Here is a 15,590-nt window from a genome sequence, read left to right as displayed (position 1 = left end):
GATAAAACAGATATTAACGCACATAAGATAATCCATTAATGTATCAGTAGGCGGTGTTGTGATGATTTTGTAAGATACAAAGAAAAAATAGAGCCCTTCACATCAACAAAGCAGGGCACCTGTCACATCACTGGAGGGAAATAAGTTCTTCTTGGCTTAGCCCTGTACTTTCCATAATTAACTCAAGGCTAATTCCATTTTTTAAAAGTGTTCTAGCGGTGGCAAGATTTGCCTCATGTTTGCCTTTTTCAATACCTTTTTCAATGCCTTTTTCAATGCCCTCTTCCAGACCTTGTTGATGCCCTTTTTCCCAACCTGCTTTTACACCTTTATCTTGCAAACGTTGTGCAATATTCATAATAACCTCTTGATGCTTTTCAGTTTTTTCACTCAACTGTTGGACTATTTTCTCAACATTTTCTGCATCCATCGTAAAAAATAGATAGTTGAGAATAGTGATGACATCGCTATCAGTATTATAGTGATTATTGAGCGCTTGAGCCAATAGGGAGATCACATGCTCACTTTCCTCCCGCAAATGCTTATGTTTCATAGCCAATTCCATAATTGCAACCTTACGATAATTAACAATTTCATTATCATCAATAACCGTGACATCGACTAAAGGAAAAGAACGTGTGTACAAGTTATTAGCCATATCCGCGAGAGGAAAACAGTCAGTCCATAATTGTGAATATGGATAAGGTGAACTCTCCCCGTGATAAAACAAAACAGGTACGACTAGTGGCAAGTTCTTATGCCCTTGTTGCAAATGCTGATTCATCGCTAAAAATGCATAATGCATTAATCGCCATGCCATCAATTTGTCTGGTGAAGATTGATGTTCGACGAGTAAGTAAATATACCCTTCTCCTTCTGTCGTTTGAACTGAATACAACACATCTGATAATCGTGAACGCAATTGTTTGTCTATGAAAGAAGAATTAGTGAGAGTTAATGTTTCAAAATCACATAATGCATGAATATGCTCTGGTAAATGAAAATGAAAAAAATCTTTAGCATTTTCTATTTGCGCCATGAAACCTTTAAATGCCGCATCGTGAGCTGAGTGTCGTTGTACTTTCTTCATTAGCGAACCTTATCTAAGCAGACCTATAAAAATCATTGTGATATTTATTTGCAGGCGATTTTGGTGATTGCCTTAGAAGGGAGCATCGTATTTTAAATGACCACTATAACTCGTCATATATTAAGTCGTTACTGACTACACTCACACTAGCCATATCGTTATCGACACAGCAATATTTATGACTTTAAACTATTTAACCATCAATATGGACGATGTACCCTACTATTTGTCATTACATGACAAACCTATCATCTCAATACTGAAAAGGTCATTAGTCGCTCAATTAACTCACGACAAAAGTTTCTCTGAAAAATAGTATGATTCTGAAACGCTATATGTAATGACGCTCGCTGCTTAGGTTATTTAAGCTATTGGTTTAATGAGGGATAACTACCCCACAGTGGGCCACTAACCCACTGCAGAAGCTTATTTGGTGTTTTTAATTGGGATTGAATCACGTAACCAACTGCCTAACTTACGTTGATAGAAAGGTTGAATATGTTCGGTAATAAAATGGCTAATACCCTTTTCTGCTTCATTAACTAAACAAAAATCAATGGACTCATTATCGTCTAAATATTCACACGCTAATGTTCCCGCTTGATGAATAATCTCATCGATATTCTCAGTTCCTGGCACAAACTCTAATGCCACCATTAAAATAGCTTCATCACCCTCTTGGTTTTCTTCTTGGGCAGATACTAAAAAGGCACGGCGTACCACCTTATGCTGTTTAAAACATTCAGTTAAGACCCCTACTAATGCTTCAGGCTCTTCTTCAAGTGCGCTTAATTTTAACGATGCCCCTTGAGGAATAACCAACTCAGTAAATTCGATATTGTTATCGTTGCTAAAAGGTTTATTCGATTCGGATTGCTGCGACATGCTTATGCCTCATAGAAAAATAATTAACCCTATAATAAAAAAACGGGCACGAAAAGTCGCCCCCTTCGTCCCCGCTAATGTTTATTAAGATAAAACTTTTTAGCCTGCTTTTTTCATCAGTAAGTTTGCTATCGTTCTTACACCAATTCCCGTTGCACCTTCAGCCCACAGGCTCACTGGTGATTTACGGTACGTTGCTGAACAATCAATATGCACCCAGTTTTGACGATAATTCTCAACAAAATGGGATAGGAATGCGGCTGCGGTACTTGCACCTGCTGTATGGGATGGTGCAGCAATGTTATTTAGGTCTGCAAACCCCGACGGCAATTGCTGGCGGTGGAATTCAGCCAGCGGTAAGCGCCAAAACAGTTCAAACTCTTCATTTGAAGCATCCATAAGCTCAGCAACCAGTTTATCATCAAAGCTAAGCACTGAATGATAGTCGTTGCCAACTGCGGTTTTTGCAGCCCCCGTTAAAGTTGCCGCATCAATAATCAGCGATGGTTGCTCTTTACTTGCATCAATCAAGCCATCAGCCAAAACTAAACGACCTTCTGCATCTGTGTTCATCACTTCAACAGACTTGCCATTGCGGTAACGGATGATATCACCTAATTTAAAGGCATTACTGCTAACCATATTGTCAGCCAAGCAAAGGAACAATTTAACGCGTTTTTTCAGACCACGATTAATAGCGAGTGCCAGAGAACCAACCAGCGTTGCTGCCCCACCCATATCTGCTTTCATTGAGTTCATGGATGATGAAGGTTTGATACTATAGCCACCTGAATCAAATGTGATCCCTTTCCCAACTAAGCAGGCAAAAACAGCCGCGTGGGGGTTGCCTGTAGGGTTGTAATCTAACGCTAATAAAGCAGGCGCACGGCTTGAACCACGACCTACCGTATGAATACCTGCATACCCTTGCTCAAGTAGATCATCACCTTTAATGATACGGTAACTGATATCTTCGGCATTAATATGACACAACAAATCAATCGCACGTTGCGCCAGTTGCTCTGGCCCTAACTCATCCGCTGGCGCATTGATCACATCGCGTACCCAATCAATTGTACGGATACGGTTTTCTAATTCTTGGCGATCCGCTTCTGGCAAAACTGGCCACTCTATTGTTCTTGCCCCTTTTGGTGCACGAAAACCTTGCCAAAATGCCCAACTTTTTTCTAGATCCCAACCTTCACCCGTTAAAGAAACATTACGAATACCTTGGCTATCCAATTTACGCCCTGCACTTTGTACCGCGCACAACTTACCCGGATGCTTTAAATGAATAGTTATTCCTTTATCGCCAGAACTCACTAACGCCCCTTCACCCCAACAAGGTGCCGCGGCTTCAAATGAAATCATTACTGGCATAATTTGTTTTGTCATCGTTTCTCCCACTTTATCTGTATCTGTTTTTTACAGGCAGCTCTTGTCTAAATCAGTCGCTGATAGAAGTAACTTAACCGATTAACGGCCAAATAGGTATCAAGATAGTGCTCATAAATAAAAACCGGACGAGTTGCCCGGTTTATCTATCAAATTTGAAAATTATTCGAACTCATCCAACCAAACCAATAAAATGGCTTCTAAGATTTTCTCGTTGGATTTTTGTGGATCATCGTCGAACTCTTCTAATTCACAAATCCATCGGTGCATATCCGTAAAGCGCACAGTTTTTGGATCCAAATCAGGATACGCATCGTACAGTGCTTCACCGATTTCTCGGCTATTCGACCATTTAAGGCTCATATTTGCTTCCCCACACAGCGGATTATATCAGTATTAATGCTCACGAGCGTGATTAATTGTATATTTTGGGATCTCAACAACCAAATCTTCGTCAGCGACCAAAGCTTGGCAGCTTAAGCGACTTTCTGGTTCTAATCCCCATGCCTTATCCAGCATGTCATCTTCTAATTCGCTGCTCTCTTCGAGAGAATCAAAGCCTTCGCGAACAATACAGTGACAAGTTGTACAAGCACATGATTTTTCACATGCATGTTCAAGTTCAATGCCAACTCGCAATGCTGCATTTAAAATTGACTCGCCCTGTTGTGCATCAACAACTGCACCTTCCGGACATAATTCTGTATGAGGTAGAAAAACTATTTTAGGCATAATTATATCTCATCCACAGATTGGCCTGATAGCGCTTGGCGAATAGAAGCATCCATTCGACGCGCCGCAAACCCCTGTGATTGCTTATCCAGTTGTTTAATGGCATTTTCAATAGCAGTAGGGTCTGTGCCTTCTACTGCTTCAATTAATATATTGACGGCATTATCAATCGCTGACTCTTCGTCGGGAGTCAATAGATTAGCATCTTGCTCTAATGCACTAGTCAAACTCTCAAGCACTCTTGCGGCTTCAACTTTTTGTTCCGCTAAACGGCGCGCATTTAAATCATCTTGCGCATTAGTCATTGAATCTTTAATCATGCTTGAAATTTCAGTATCAGTTAACCCATATGAGGGCTTCACCTGAATAGAAGCGGCTACTCCCGTCGATTTTTCCATTGCACTGACGCTTAACAAGCCATCCGCATCCACTTGGAAAGTGACACGAATATGAGCACCACCAGCAGCCATTGGCGGAATATCGCGTAATGAAAAACGTGCTAATGAACGGCAATCTGAAACCATTTCACGCTCACCTTGTACCACATGCACAGACATCGCTGTTTGTCCGTCTTTAAACGTCGTAAACTCTTGGGCACGTGCTACAGGTATCGTGGTATTACGAGGGATAATTTTTTCGACTAATCCCCCCATCGTTTCAAGACCTAACGACAATGGGATAACATCTAACAGCAACATGTCACTATCAGGCTTATTGCCCACTAAAATATCAGCTTGGATGGCAGCACCAATGGCTACTACTTTGTCAGGATCAATCGAAGTTAATGGTTGTTTACCAAAAAATTCACCAACCTTATTTCTGACTAAAGGCACGCGGGTAGAGCCACCAACCATCACCACATTTAACACGTCATCAGCATCTACATGTGCATCTTTCAATGCACGACGGCAGGCCATTAATGTGCGTTTCACATGGTTTTGTATTAACTGTTCAAACACCTCACGCTGAATTTCTCCTTGCCATTGTGGCAATGAAATTTGTGCGGTTTCAGCCTCACTAAGTGCGATTTTCGCTTCGGTTGCAGCATTCAGTAATTGACGATTTAAATGGTGGTCACCTTGTGTCTGAATACTTGCTTGCTCGGCAATCCATTTGGCTAATGCTTGGTCAAAATCATCGCCGCCCAGTGCGGTATCGCCCCCTGTAGCAAGGACTTCAAACACACCACGACTTAGGCGCAAAATAGAAACATCAAATGTTCCGCCTCCTAAATCATAAACAGCGATGACCCCTTCTTGGCCTGAATCAAGACCATAGGCAATAGCCGCCGCTGTCGGTTCATTTAATAAACGGAGAACATGTAAACCGGCAAGGCGGGCTGCATCTTTTGTTCCTTGGCGTTGTGCGTCATCGAAATAAGCGGGTACGGTGATCACGACACCATCCATTTCTCCGCCTAATGTTTCTTCCGCTCTCTTTGCTAGCGTTTTTAAAATATCTGAAGAAACTTGGATCGGATCAACTTGCCCTGCTGCCGTTTGAATAAAAGGAAGCCCATTTTCACTAGCAGTGAAACGATAAGGTAGGTCGGGATAACGTTGTTGGATGTCAGCCAATGAACGCCCCATCATTCTTTTTACCGAAATAATGGTATTAACAGGGTCACGCTCTGCTAGCTGTTTTGCCGCCCAGCCCACTTGTTTATTATCGGATTGATAATTGACGACCGATGGTAGTAAATAACGCCCATCATGATCAGGTAAAGCCGTTGCTTCACCGCTACGTACCGTGGCGACCAAAGAGTGAGTCGTACCAAGATCAATCCCCGCCGCCAATTTACGTTGATGTGGTGCGGCTGTCATGCCTGGTTCGCTGATTTGAAGTAAAGCCATAATCGTTTCTCTTAAAAATCATCCAGTAAACGTTCTTCGAGTTGTTCAGCTTGTTGCTGTAATTTATCGAGAAAACGCAATTTACGTACCGTATCTGCCGCCAATTCCCACTGTGCACTATCGAGTTGCTCAACCATCAATGCGGAACGTGTTTTTTGCATTTGTTTTACTTTCGTCATGAACGCTGTAAGCAAATCAGTCGCATTATTATGGTGCTCAATATTATCGAGCTCTTCTCGTAGCTCTAATTGCTCCATTAAGAATGCAGTGTCGTGCATAGTATGTTGTTCGTTATTAATATCAATCCCTTGTAGTAATAACATATATTCGGCACGTTTTAGTGGATGACGAAGAGCTTGGTAAGCCGCATTGATCGTTGCCGCTTGTTGAAGCGCTTGCATTTTTTCCTGTTCCGTACAGGCAGCAAAGCGATCTGGATGGTATTGGCGCTGTAGCGATTGAAAACGTTGCGTTAATTGTTCATTATCGATCGCATAGTTGGGCGTTAACCCAAAAAGAGTAAAATAATCCATAAGTACTTAGTTTCTCGAACTGACGCACTCATGCACTTCGTCTAGTTAGCTATCAAAACTCACTCACAATGTTAAATAATCAGCGCGAATATTCGCTTTCGATAGGTGTCAGGAGCCACGAAATGCATTAGTTAAAAATATTGCCTATAAAAAGACATTATACGTGAAAGCTTTCACCACAACCGCACTCACTGCTGACATTGGGGTTATTGAATTTAAAACCTTCATTTAAGCCTTCTTTGACAAAATCTAGCTCAGTACCGTCTAAGTAGACAATGCTTTTACCATCAACGATCACTTTGACACCTTTATCTTCAAAAACGGTATCTTCTTCATTGATAATATCTGCAAATTCGAGAATATAGGCCATGCCTGAGCAACCTGATGTTCTGACACCAAGGCGTAAACCTTCACCTTTACCACGGCTTGCGAGGAAAGCTTGAATACGTTGCGCAGCACTTTCTGTTAGAGAAATAGACATTGCGAACCTCACTATAGAAACAAACAAGGCAGATACTCACTAATTGGTAGCATCCGCCTTAAAAATTAATCAATTATACCGACCGATGTTTTCATCACACGGATTTTAGTTATTTATGTCCATGTGCCCATTAGCCGGAATTAAAGCCTTATTTGCCTTGGCGTTTGCTTTTATAATCCGCAATGGCTGCTTTAATTGCATCTTCAGCAAGAATCGAACAGTGAATTTTCACTGGTGGTAATTCTAGCTCTTCAGCGATAGCTGTATTTTTAATCGCTTCGGCTTCATCTAAGCTTTTACCTTTCATCCACTCAGTGACAAGTGAACTTGAAGCAATTGCTGAGCCACAGCCGTAAGTCTTGAAACGCGCATCTTCAATGATTCCATTATCATTTACTTTGATTTGCAGTTTCATCACATCACCACAAGCTGGCGCGCCAACCATCCCGCTACCTACGCTTGGGTCGTTATTGTCGAATGAACCCACATTACGTGGATTTTCATAATGATCGATGACTTTTTCACTATATGCCATTTTTAAACTCCTGAAACTGTCTGATTAATGGTGAGACCATTCGATGCTGTTAAGATCTACGCCGTCTTTGAACATTTCCCATAAAGGAGACAGTTCACGTAAGTGGCCAATTGCGCCATGAATCTGTTTGATTGCATAGTCAATTTCTTCTTCTGTTGTAAAGCGACCTAAAGAAAAACGAATAGAACTGTGAGCAAGTTCATCATTCATTCCAAGGGCACGTAGAACATAAGAAGGTTCTAGGCTTGCAGAAGTACATGCAGAGCCAGATGATACCGCTAAATCTTTAAGAGACATCATCAGCGATTCACCTTCAACATAGTTGAAGCTGACATTCAGAATGTGTGGAGCACCGTTCTCTAAATCACCATTGAGGTAAACTTCTTCAATATCTTTAATGCCATTCCAAAGACGCATGCGCAGTTTACGTAAGCGTGCTGACTCCTCAGCCATTTCTTCTTTTGCGATACGGTAAGCCTCACCCATCCCAACGATTTGATGGACAGGTAATGTACCAGAACGCATACCACGCTCATGACCACCACCGTGTTGTTGAGCTTCAAGGCGAACACGTGGTTTACGACGCACATACAAAGCACCGATACCCATAGGGCCATACAGTTTATGTGCAGAGAATGACATCAAATCCACTTTCAGAGTGGACAGGTCGATAGGGAGTTTACCAACGCTTTGAGTGGCGTCGACATGGAAAATAATGTTGCGGCTACGGCACATTTCACCGATGGCTGCGATATCTTGAACGACACCAATTTCATTATTCACATGCATAATAGAAACAAGGATAGTATCGTCGCGTAAAGCAGCTTCTAAATCTTTCAGGTCAATCAAACCATTGCTTTGTGGTGCAAGGTAAGTCACTTCAAACCCTTCACGCTCAAGCTGGCGGCAGGTGTCTAAAACTGCTTTGTGCTCTGTTTTACAAGTGACAATGTGCTTGCCTTTCTTTTGATAGAAATTAGCGGCACCTTTGATAGCTAAGTTATCAGATTCTGTTGCACCTGAAGTAAAGACAATTTCGCGTGGATCGGCATTCACCAATTCTGCGATTTGATTACGTGCAATATCAACGGCCTCTTCTGCTTGCCACCCAAAACGGTGAGAGCGCGAAGCGGGGTTACCAAAAATGCCGTCCATTGTTAGACATTGCATCATTTTTTCAGCAACACGTGGGTCAACGGGTGTTGTTGCTGAATAATCAAGATAAATCGGTAATTTCATTGCTCACTTACTCCAAAAGACAAAATTGTCTTCATTTTCTAACGATACCTATGATGATCATTCATTCGAACCCCATCATTTTGTGTATCAACTGCAATTTATTAAAATATTATATAATTAAGCACGGACATTAATAATCGTTTCAGGTGAAAGACCACCTAATGTTGCCCGACGTTTTTCGTTATCTTGTCTATCGGCGACATCTATGACTTCTTGATTTTTAACTAATTCATCAAGGCTAATGCTGCTTAGGAAGCTTGTGATCCTATCGCTCAAATCACGCCACAGCGCATGCGTTAGACAACGGTCACCATTTTGACAACCTTCTTTGTTGCCTTGACAACGTGTCGCATCAACAGATTCATCAACCGCGGCAATTACTTGAGCAACAAAAATTTGATCAGCATCGCGGCCTAGCAAATAACCACCACCTGGGCCACGAACACTCGAAACAAGCTCGTTTTTGCGTAGACGAGCGAAAAGTTGCTCAAGATAAGAGAGGGAAATTCCCTGACGCTCAGAAATATCAGCTAAAGGTACAGGCCCTGTCTGAGAGTGTAATGCGACATCTAACATCGCCGTTACTGCATAACGCCCTTTGGAAGTGAGTCTCATAACATATACTCCGTGGTAAAATATTGCCCAATTGTGACATTCCCGACTAATTTAGTCAACTATTTACCTGACTAATTTACTCAAGTATTTTTCACGGAGTGATAACTCATTTTTTTGCCCATTTTTCCATTGAAGTCAGGATACCACGTAAAATATGTAGCTCCTGAGTTTCAATGTGTGCACGGGTGTATAAACGTCTCAATTTATTCATAATTAGGCCCGGATGCGCCTTACGAATAAACCCTGATTCATTCAACACACTTTCAAGATGCACATAAAAACGCTCAATATCTTCTACCGGCGGATATTCTACCTCATCCTCCTCCGAGTTCACTGCGTTTTTTTCCTCTAGGGCTAAATAGGCCATGCGAATTTCGTAACTGACCAACTGAACCGCCATCGCAAGGTTTAATGAACCATATTCAGGATTGGTAGGTATATAAAGATGGTACTGGCATTTTTGCAGCTCTTCATTGGTCAGCCCAATACGCTCACGGCCAAAAATTATGGCAACAGGCGCCGTTTTCGCTTGCATCACTGATTTTTCGCCACATTCACGCGGTGCAACCATCGGCCAAGAAAGTGTCCGGGAGCGCGCGCTCGTGCCAATGACTAATTTACACCCTTCTAGAGCTTCATCCAATGAATTGACTATCGTGGCATTGCCAATAACATCGCTGGCTCCTGCAGAAAGCGCAATCGCATGCGAGTCAGGCTGTACTTGTGGATTAACGAGATAAAGGTTGGATAAACCCATGGTTTTCATGGCTCTAGCAGTAGAGCCCATATTGCCAGTGTGTGAGGTCTCAACAAGGATAATGCGGATATTGTCTAACATGGTTTAGTCGTTTTTCTAAAAAATAATCGCAAGAGTCTAACACAAAATTGCTTATTGTGACGAACATCTATATAATCCGCCCACTCAAAGTTTTTCGTTCTTTAACATTCCAGTGGAAAAAGCCCATGCATCCGATGCTAAATATCGCCATACGTGCTGCGCGTAAGGCTGGCAACCACATAGCAAAAAGCTATGAAACGCCTGACAATGTTCAAATCACTCAAAAAGGCTCTAACGATTTCGTCACCAACGTTGACCGTGAAGCAGAACATTTAATTATCGAGGTCATCCGTAAATCTTATCCTGACCACACTATCATTACTGAAGAAAGTGGTGAGTTACTTGGTAAAGAAGATGATATTCAATGGGTAATCGATCCACTGGATGGCACTACTAACTTCACAAAACGTTTCCCTCACTTTGCTGTTTCTATCGCGGTTCGTATTAAAGGCCGTACAGAAGTCGCCGCTGTTTACGATCCTATGCGTAACGAGTTATTTACCGCTGTTCGTGGTCAAGGCGCACAATTAAATGGTTATCGCCTACGTGGTGCCGATGCTCGTGAACTCGATGGCGCGATCGTGGCAACCGGTTTCCCCTTTAAGCAAAAACAGCACGCCGTTGTGTTCATGAACATCATGAGCAAAATGTTTGAGAGCTGTGCAGACTTCCGCCGTACAGGCTCAGCGGCTCTTGACTTGTGTTACGTCGCTGCGGGTCGTGTCGATGCTTACTATGAAATTGGTTTAAAACCATGGGATTTCTTAGGTGGTGAACTGATCATGCGTGAAGCTGGCGGTATTATGACGGATTTTGTTGGCAACCATAATTACTTAGCTTCAGGTAATATTGTTGCGGGTAGCCCACGCATTGTTAAAGAGATTTTATCTGTGATGCGTGAAGAATTATCCGAGTCACTGAAACGTTAATGATTTAATAAAGGTGTTGGGGCTTCCCCCAATGCCTTTAATTCTCCCCTCTCATATAACCCACCATAAGATAACTCAATTTGATAGAAAGCATTTTAGTGTCACGTTTTTTACTATCGATTACACCACCAAAATGCCTTCTTGTTAGTGATTTTGGATTGTTCATTCACTTCAGATATATATCTAACCCTGATATTTAGGAACAAACCCAAGTTAACCTTATGATTGTGCTACAACTTTCGGTCTAATAAACAAAGCAGGGATCGCCAATAATGCCATTAAATAAAAGACTAAACCGTGATTGTCTGGCACACGCTCATAGATAGCCCCCACCACAACAGTGATGATAGCTAAACCGCCCCCTGTTGCTAATGCTGAATAAACACCTTGTAATGGAATAATTTCATTTTCTTTTCGAGCACTGATAAAACGCATTGCAGCGAGGTGGCATACGGTAAAGGTTCCACTGTGCAATATCTGAACAACAATAAGGACTGGTAGTGAGGTAAATGCCCCCATTAGCCCCCAACGAATGATGCCGCTGATGGCAGATAGCAAAAGTAGATTTCGTGAACTCCAACGGCGAAATAGTTTGTTACTCAACATAAAAACCACAACTTCAGCAACAACGCCAAGTGCCCAGAGGCGACCTATAACGATGTCAGAATAGCCTGCTTCCTTCCAAAATAAAGAGGCATAGCCATAATATGCAGCATGTGCGCCTTGCAACAAGGTGACACAAATTAGGAACGTCACTACGTTTTTATCCGCAATGAGTTGTCTAAATGAGAGTTTATCTTCTCCTGCAACTTTAGGTATGCCTTTAGGCATAATTGCAGGCGTTAACATTGCCGTGAGTAATAAAGCTAAGCAGCTAATAATTAAAGCCACCATAATGGATTGATGACCTAATATATCGGCGAAATATCCCATCGCTATGGAGCCAATAATAAAAGCGACGGAGCCCCAAAGCCTAATTTTGCCATAATCAAAGGGAAACTGCTTTTGCCATGTTCCTGCCAGCGAGTCACCGAGTGGCACTAATGGCGCAAAAAATAAGTTAAACCCAGTCATGACAAAAAATAGCCATGCCCAATGGGAACCAAAGGAAAAGGCAACAGCAAAGAGTAGAGACAATCCTGCCAATATTCTTAATGCGTTAATGAGTTTGGATTGATCTTTAACCATCGGTGTAATAAACATTGCACCAAGGAAACGCGCAGCTAACCCAATCCCTAATAACACCCCGCTCATTTCAGCATCAATACCTTCACCTTGTAGCCAAATTGGCCAGAATGGTAGAAAAATACTGTAAGCGAAAAAATAGGTAAAATAATCAATCGCTAGCCAGCGAGTTGATGGAATTACCATCACTCCTCCTTGTTTTTCAATGCAAAAAACCCGCTTTTACCAAAGTGTAGAAGCGGGTTTTGAAACTAAATTAATTTTATTTTATGCGTAAACTGGGTATTTTGCGCAGATATTCAATACGTTTTGTTTGATACGTTCAATGGTCGCTTCATCATTGAGGTTATCCAGAACATCGCACATCCAACCAGCCAGTTCACGTGCATCGCCTTCATTAAAGCCACGACGTGTGATCGCTGGCGTACCAATGCGGATACCAGAGGTAACAAATGGACTTTTCGGATCGTTAGGAACGCTGTTTTTATTCACCGTAATGTTTGCACGACCCAATGCAGCGTCAGCATCTTTACCTGTAATACCTTTATCAACCAGATCCACTAAGAACAGATGGTTCTCTGTGCCACCGGACACTACTTTATAACCGCGTTGTTGGAAAATTTCTACCATTGCTTTCGCATTTTTCGCAACTTGTTGTTGATAAACTTTAAATTCAGGTTCCATCGCTTCTTTCAATGCGACCGCTTTACCTGCAATAACATGCATTAACGGGCCACCTTGAGAGCCAGGGAAAACGGCTGAGTTCAGTTTTTTGTACAGTTCTTCGTCACCACCTTTCGCCAAAATCAGACCACCACGAGGGCCAGCTAATGTTTTATGGGTCGTTGTAGTAACAATATGTGCGTGTGGAACTGGGTTAGGATAGACGCCTGCTGCGATTAGACCCGCAACGTGAGCCATATCAACGAATAGATAAGCATTGATGCTATCTGCGATTTCACGCATTTTAGCCCAATCAACAATACCAGAATATGCAGAGAAACCACCGATGATCATTTTTGGCTTATGTTTCAATGCTTGTGCTTTGATATCTTCGTAGTCGATTTTTCCGCTTTCATCGATACCGTAAGGAACGATGTTATAAAGTTTGCCAGAGAAGTTGACAGGTGAACCATGGGTCAAGTGACCACCATGAGCAAGGTTCATACCCAATACGGTATCACCCGGTTGCAGCAACGCCATATAAACAGCCGCATTAGCCTGTGAACCTGAATGAGGTTGTACGTTAGCATAATCTGCACCAAACAGCGCTTTTGCACGATCGATAGCTAATTGCTCGACAACGTCAACATACTCACAACCACCGTAATAGCGTTTGCCTGGGTAGCCTTCTGCATATTTATTCGTTAGCTGAGATCCCTGAGCTTGCATCACTCGTGGACTGGTATAGTTTTCTGAAGCAATTAACTCAATGTGTTCTTCTTGACGGACGACTTCTTGTTCCATTGCTTCCCACAGTTGTGGATCATAATCTGCAATATTCATTTCACGCTTTAACATTCGCTTCTCCTGCCTCAGCCATTCAATAAGTTGATAACAAAACTATCGCAATAGCACACAGTGTAAACTCTTTTTCTTCAGGGTGATAGCCCTAAAGAAAAAATATACGCAAACGTTTGCATAAATTTTCTCAGTCATAAAAGACTATCAAGCATACCAAGATAAAATCAGCCATATTCGCATTGCTAAAAGATTAAATCCTATTTATTGGGTGACTCTTTTATAAAGTTTCTATTTTTAAACTCTTTTTATAATAGACCTATTTACTTTGTGTGTTAAAAGTTATAAATTGCATTTAAAATACATGTTATAAAATTCATCATCGAATGAAATTATTTCAGGAGAGCCTGTATGCTAGACAGCCAAACTATCGCTATTGTTAAATCCACTATCCCAGCCATTGCTGCAACGGGTCCCAAACTAACTGCTCACTTCTACGACAGAATGTTCAAACAACATCCTGAGCTGAAAGATATTTTTAACATGACGCATCAAAGTAACGGCTCACAACGTGAAGCCTTATTTAATGCGGTTTGCGCGTATGCGACACATATTGAGACGCCCGAAGCATTGATTTTCGCTGTAGAAAAAATCGCACAAAAACATGCAAGCTTGAATATCAAACCTGAACACTACCCTATTGTCGGGGAAAATTTATTGGCTGCTATCGATGAGTTACTCAACCCAGGGCAAGAAGTGTTAGATGCTTGGGGTAAAGCTTATGGTGTCCTTGCTGATATTTTTATCAACCGTGAAGCAGAAATTTACCGCCAAAATGCAGATAAAACAGGGGGCTGGGAAGGTTTACGTGAATTCCGTGTTGCGGCTAAACAGGCGCAAAGTGATGTGATCACAAGCTTTGAGTTTGTCCCTGTCGATGGTCAGCCTGTCGCAGATTATCGTCCAGGCCAATACATCACTATTTATATCAATGATGACAGCCTAACTAACCAAGAAATTCGCCAATATTCACTGACCACAGCACCAAATGGTCGTAGTTATCGTATTGCCGTTAAACGTGAAGATAATGGTGTTGTCTCCAATTATATTCACCAAAACTTAAATGAAGGTGATATTGTTCATTTAGCACCACCATGCGGTGATTTCTTTATTGATATCGATAATAAAACCCCTGTCACTCTCATTTCAGCGGGTGTCGGTTTAACACCGATGCTGAGCATGCTCAATTCATTAACTCAGGAAGGCCATGAAGCACAAGTTAACTGGCTACATGCCGCCGAAAATGGTGCCGTTCATGCGTTCCATCATGAGGTAAATAAACACCTTGCTCACCATCCACATAGCCAATCCGCTGTTTGGTTTAATCAGCCACGTGCAGAAGATAAACAAGGATTTGATTATCAATTTAGTGGCTTAATGGATCTTTCGCAGGTTAAAGCGTGGTTAGACGTTCCAAATATGCAGTTCTATTTCTGTGGTCCAGTTGGCTTTATGCAATACATCGCTAAACAACTGATTGAGATGGGCGTTTCAGCAGAGAATATTCATTATGAGTGCTTTGGCCCTCATAAAGTTCTACCTTTAAATTAATTTTAAATAACCTATTTAAATTTCGCGGTAACGGTTTTGTATACTAAACACTCTTTTAATCCCATTCCTGTGTTTATGCCGTTACCGCTTTTTATTAAATAATGACTAAGCTATTCCATGATGTTTGCCCCGCGACCATTCCCTAAATAATGCGTAGTAAGTAGGAGTCGATGGCGCGGCTCCCTTGAAATGTGACTAGAGCCGCGAA

General features: G+C 41.8%; 16 protein-coding genes. 2 read left to right on the top strand and 14 right to left on the bottom strand.

Annotated features, from left to right (window positions below):
- Window positions 1-127: 127 nt before the first annotated feature.
- The 12 genes from I3B46_RS07475 to trmJ form a co-directional block, all read right to left on the bottom strand.
- Complete coding sequence (locus I3B46_RS07475; protein ID WP_104873598.1) at window positions 128-1,090, bottom strand: Rpn family recombination-promoting nuclease/putative transposase; 963 nt, start codon at window positions 1,088-1,090, stop codon at window positions 128-130.
- A 426-nt stretch (window positions 1,091-1,516) separates the two neighbouring features.
- Window positions 1,517-1,975, bottom strand: coding sequence for an enhanced serine sensitivity protein SseB C-terminal domain-containing protein (locus I3B46_RS07470; protein WP_004921371.1), 459 nt, complete (start codon window positions 1,973-1,975; stop codon window positions 1,517-1,519).
- A gap of 99 nt (window positions 1,976-2,074) precedes the next feature.
- A complete protein-coding gene (gene pepB, locus I3B46_RS07465; RefSeq protein WP_004921373.1) occupies window positions 2,075-3,370 on the bottom strand; it encodes an aminopeptidase PepB in 1,296 nt (431 codons plus the stop codon).
- 162 nt (window positions 3,371-3,532) lie between these two features.
- Entirely contained in the window at window positions 3,533-3,733 is a 201-nt protein-coding gene (gene iscX, locus I3B46_RS07460) for a Fe-S cluster assembly protein IscX (RefSeq protein WP_053110534.1), read from the bottom strand.
- 33 nt (window positions 3,734-3,766) lie between these two features.
- Window positions 3,767-4,102 (bottom strand): ISC system 2Fe-2S type ferredoxin, encoded by a 336-nt coding sequence (gene fdx, locus I3B46_RS07455; protein ID WP_004921377.1) that lies wholly within the window; start codon window positions 4,100-4,102, stop codon window positions 3,767-3,769.
- Between the two features lie 2 nt (window positions 4,103-4,104).
- Window positions 4,105-5,955, bottom strand: a complete 1,851-nt coding sequence (gene hscA, locus I3B46_RS07450; protein WP_163761979.1) for a Fe-S protein assembly chaperone HscA — start codon at window positions 5,953-5,955, stop codon at window positions 4,105-4,107.
- Window positions 5,956-5,966: 11 nt separating this feature from the next.
- Window positions 5,967-6,488 (bottom strand): co-chaperone HscB, encoded by a 522-nt coding sequence (gene hscB / locus I3B46_RS07445; RefSeq protein ID WP_004921381.1) that lies wholly within the window; start codon window positions 6,486-6,488, stop codon window positions 5,967-5,969.
- Between the two features lie 157 nt (window positions 6,489-6,645).
- A complete protein-coding gene (gene iscA, locus I3B46_RS07440) occupies window positions 6,646-6,969 on the bottom strand; it encodes an iron-sulfur cluster assembly protein IscA (protein ID WP_004921385.1) in 324 nt (107 codons plus the stop codon).
- A 148-nt stretch (window positions 6,970-7,117) separates the two neighbouring features.
- A complete protein-coding gene (gene iscU, locus I3B46_RS07435) occupies window positions 7,118-7,504 on the bottom strand; it encodes a Fe-S cluster assembly scaffold IscU (RefSeq protein ID WP_004921389.1) in 387 nt (128 codons plus the stop codon).
- A gap of 24 nt (window positions 7,505-7,528) precedes the next feature.
- On the bottom strand, window positions 7,529-8,743 hold the full coding sequence (locus tag I3B46_RS07430) for an IscS subfamily cysteine desulfurase (RefSeq protein ID WP_014656323.1): 1,215 nt from the start codon (window positions 8,741-8,743) through the stop codon (window positions 7,529-7,531).
- Between the two features lie 117 nt (window positions 8,744-8,860).
- A complete protein-coding gene (gene iscR / locus I3B46_RS07425) occupies window positions 8,861-9,358 on the bottom strand; it encodes a Fe-S cluster assembly transcriptional regulator IscR (RefSeq protein WP_004921396.1) in 498 nt (165 codons plus the stop codon).
- Between the two features lie 106 nt (window positions 9,359-9,464).
- Window positions 9,465-10,196, bottom strand: coding sequence for a tRNA (cytosine(32)/uridine(32)-2'-O)-methyltransferase TrmJ (trmJ, locus tag I3B46_RS07420; RefSeq protein WP_004921401.1), 732 nt, complete (start codon window positions 10,194-10,196; stop codon window positions 9,465-9,467).
- Between the two features lie 125 nt (window positions 10,197-10,321).
- Here trmJ and suhB point away from each other — a divergent pair, with 125 nt between their 5' ends.
- Window positions 10,322-11,125 carry an inositol-1-monophosphatase gene (gene suhB, locus I3B46_RS07415; RefSeq protein ID WP_004921404.1) on the top strand — a complete coding sequence of 268 codons (804 nt, stop codon included), beginning with the start codon at window positions 10,322-10,324 and terminating at the stop codon, window positions 11,123-11,125.
- A 219-nt stretch (window positions 11,126-11,344) separates the two neighbouring features.
- On the opposite strand, the gene I3B46_RS07410 is transcribed toward suhB, so the two are convergent.
- Both I3B46_RS07410 and glyA read right to left on the bottom strand, forming a co-directional pair.
- Entirely contained in the window at window positions 11,345-12,496 is a 1,152-nt protein-coding gene (locus tag I3B46_RS07410) for a 3-phenylpropionate MFS transporter (RefSeq protein WP_004921405.1), read from the bottom strand.
- 81 nt (window positions 12,497-12,577) lie between these two features.
- Complete coding sequence (glyA, locus tag I3B46_RS07405) at window positions 12,578-13,831, bottom strand: serine hydroxymethyltransferase (RefSeq protein ID WP_004921412.1); 1,254 nt, start codon at window positions 13,829-13,831, stop codon at window positions 12,578-12,580.
- 351 nt (window positions 13,832-14,182) lie between these two features.
- Between glyA and hmpA the strand changes: the two genes are divergently transcribed.
- Window positions 14,183-15,382: an NO-inducible flavohemoprotein gene (hmpA, locus tag I3B46_RS07400; RefSeq protein WP_104873600.1), complete on the top strand. Its 1,200-nt coding sequence runs from the start codon at window positions 14,183-14,185 to the stop codon at window positions 15,380-15,382.
- Window positions 15,383-15,590: the final 208 nt, after the last annotated feature.

It is taken from the genome of Providencia sp. 2.29, assembly GCF_015832305.1.
Classification (GTDB): Bacteria; Pseudomonadota; Gammaproteobacteria; order Enterobacterales; family Enterobacteriaceae; genus Providencia; species Providencia stuartii.
The sequence above is the reverse complement of the archived record's forward strand: the minus strand, read 5'-3'. Positions and strand labels throughout refer to the sequence as shown.

What these genes read in the sequence shown, in the direction of transcription:
- I3B46_RS07475 (WP_104873598.1), bottom strand. Translation starts at nt 1,090, where the DNA reads ATGAAGAAAGTACAACGACACTCAGCTCACGATGCGGCATTTAAAGGT.
- I3B46_RS07470 (WP_004921371.1), bottom strand. Translation starts at nt 1,975, where the DNA reads ATGTCGCAGCAATCCGAATCGAATAAACCTTTTAGCAACGATAACAAT.
- pepB (WP_004921373.1), bottom strand. Translation starts at nt 3,370, where the DNA reads ATGACAAAACAAATTATGCCAGTAATGATTTCATTTGAAGCCGCGGCA.
- iscX (WP_053110534.1), bottom strand. Translation starts at nt 3,733, where the DNA reads ATGAGCCTTAAATGGTCGAATAGCCGAGAAATCGGTGAAGCACTGTAC.
- fdx (WP_004921377.1), bottom strand. Translation starts at nt 4,102, where the DNA reads ATGCCTAAAATAGTTTTTCTACCTCATACAGAATTATGTCCGGAAGGT.
- hscA (WP_163761979.1), bottom strand. Translation starts at nt 5,955, where the DNA reads ATGGCTTTACTTCAAATCAGCGAACCAGGCATGACAGCCGCACCACAT.
- hscB (WP_004921381.1), bottom strand. Translation starts at nt 6,488, where the DNA reads ATGGATTATTTTACTCTTTTTGGGTTAACGCCCAACTATGCGATCGAT.
- iscA (WP_004921385.1), bottom strand. Translation starts at nt 6,969, where the DNA reads ATGTCTATTTCTCTAACAGAAAGTGCTGCGCAACGTATTCAAGCTTTC.
- iscU (WP_004921389.1), bottom strand. Translation starts at nt 7,504, where the DNA reads ATGGCATATAGTGAAAAAGTCATCGATCATTATGAAAATCCACGTAAT.
- I3B46_RS07430 (WP_014656323.1), bottom strand. Translation starts at nt 8,743, where the DNA reads ATGAAATTACCGATTTATCTTGATTATTCAGCAACAACACCCGTTGAC.
- iscR (WP_004921396.1), bottom strand. Translation starts at nt 9,358, where the DNA reads ATGAGACTCACTTCCAAAGGGCGTTATGCAGTAACGGCGATGTTAGAT.
- trmJ (WP_004921401.1), bottom strand. Translation starts at nt 10,196, where the DNA reads ATGTTAGACAATATCCGCATTATCCTTGTTGAGACCTCACACACTGGC.
- suhB (WP_004921404.1), top strand. Translation starts at nt 10,322, where the DNA reads ATGCATCCGATGCTAAATATCGCCATACGTGCTGCGCGTAAGGCTGGC.
- I3B46_RS07410 (WP_004921405.1), bottom strand. Translation starts at nt 12,496, where the DNA reads ATGGTAATTCCATCAACTCGCTGGCTAGCGATTGATTATTTTACCTAT.
- glyA (WP_004921412.1), bottom strand. Translation starts at nt 13,831, where the DNA reads ATGTTAAAGCGTGAAATGAATATTGCAGATTATGATCCACAACTGTGG.
- hmpA (WP_104873600.1), top strand. Translation starts at nt 14,183, where the DNA reads ATGCTAGACAGCCAAACTATCGCTATTGTTAAATCCACTATCCCAGCC.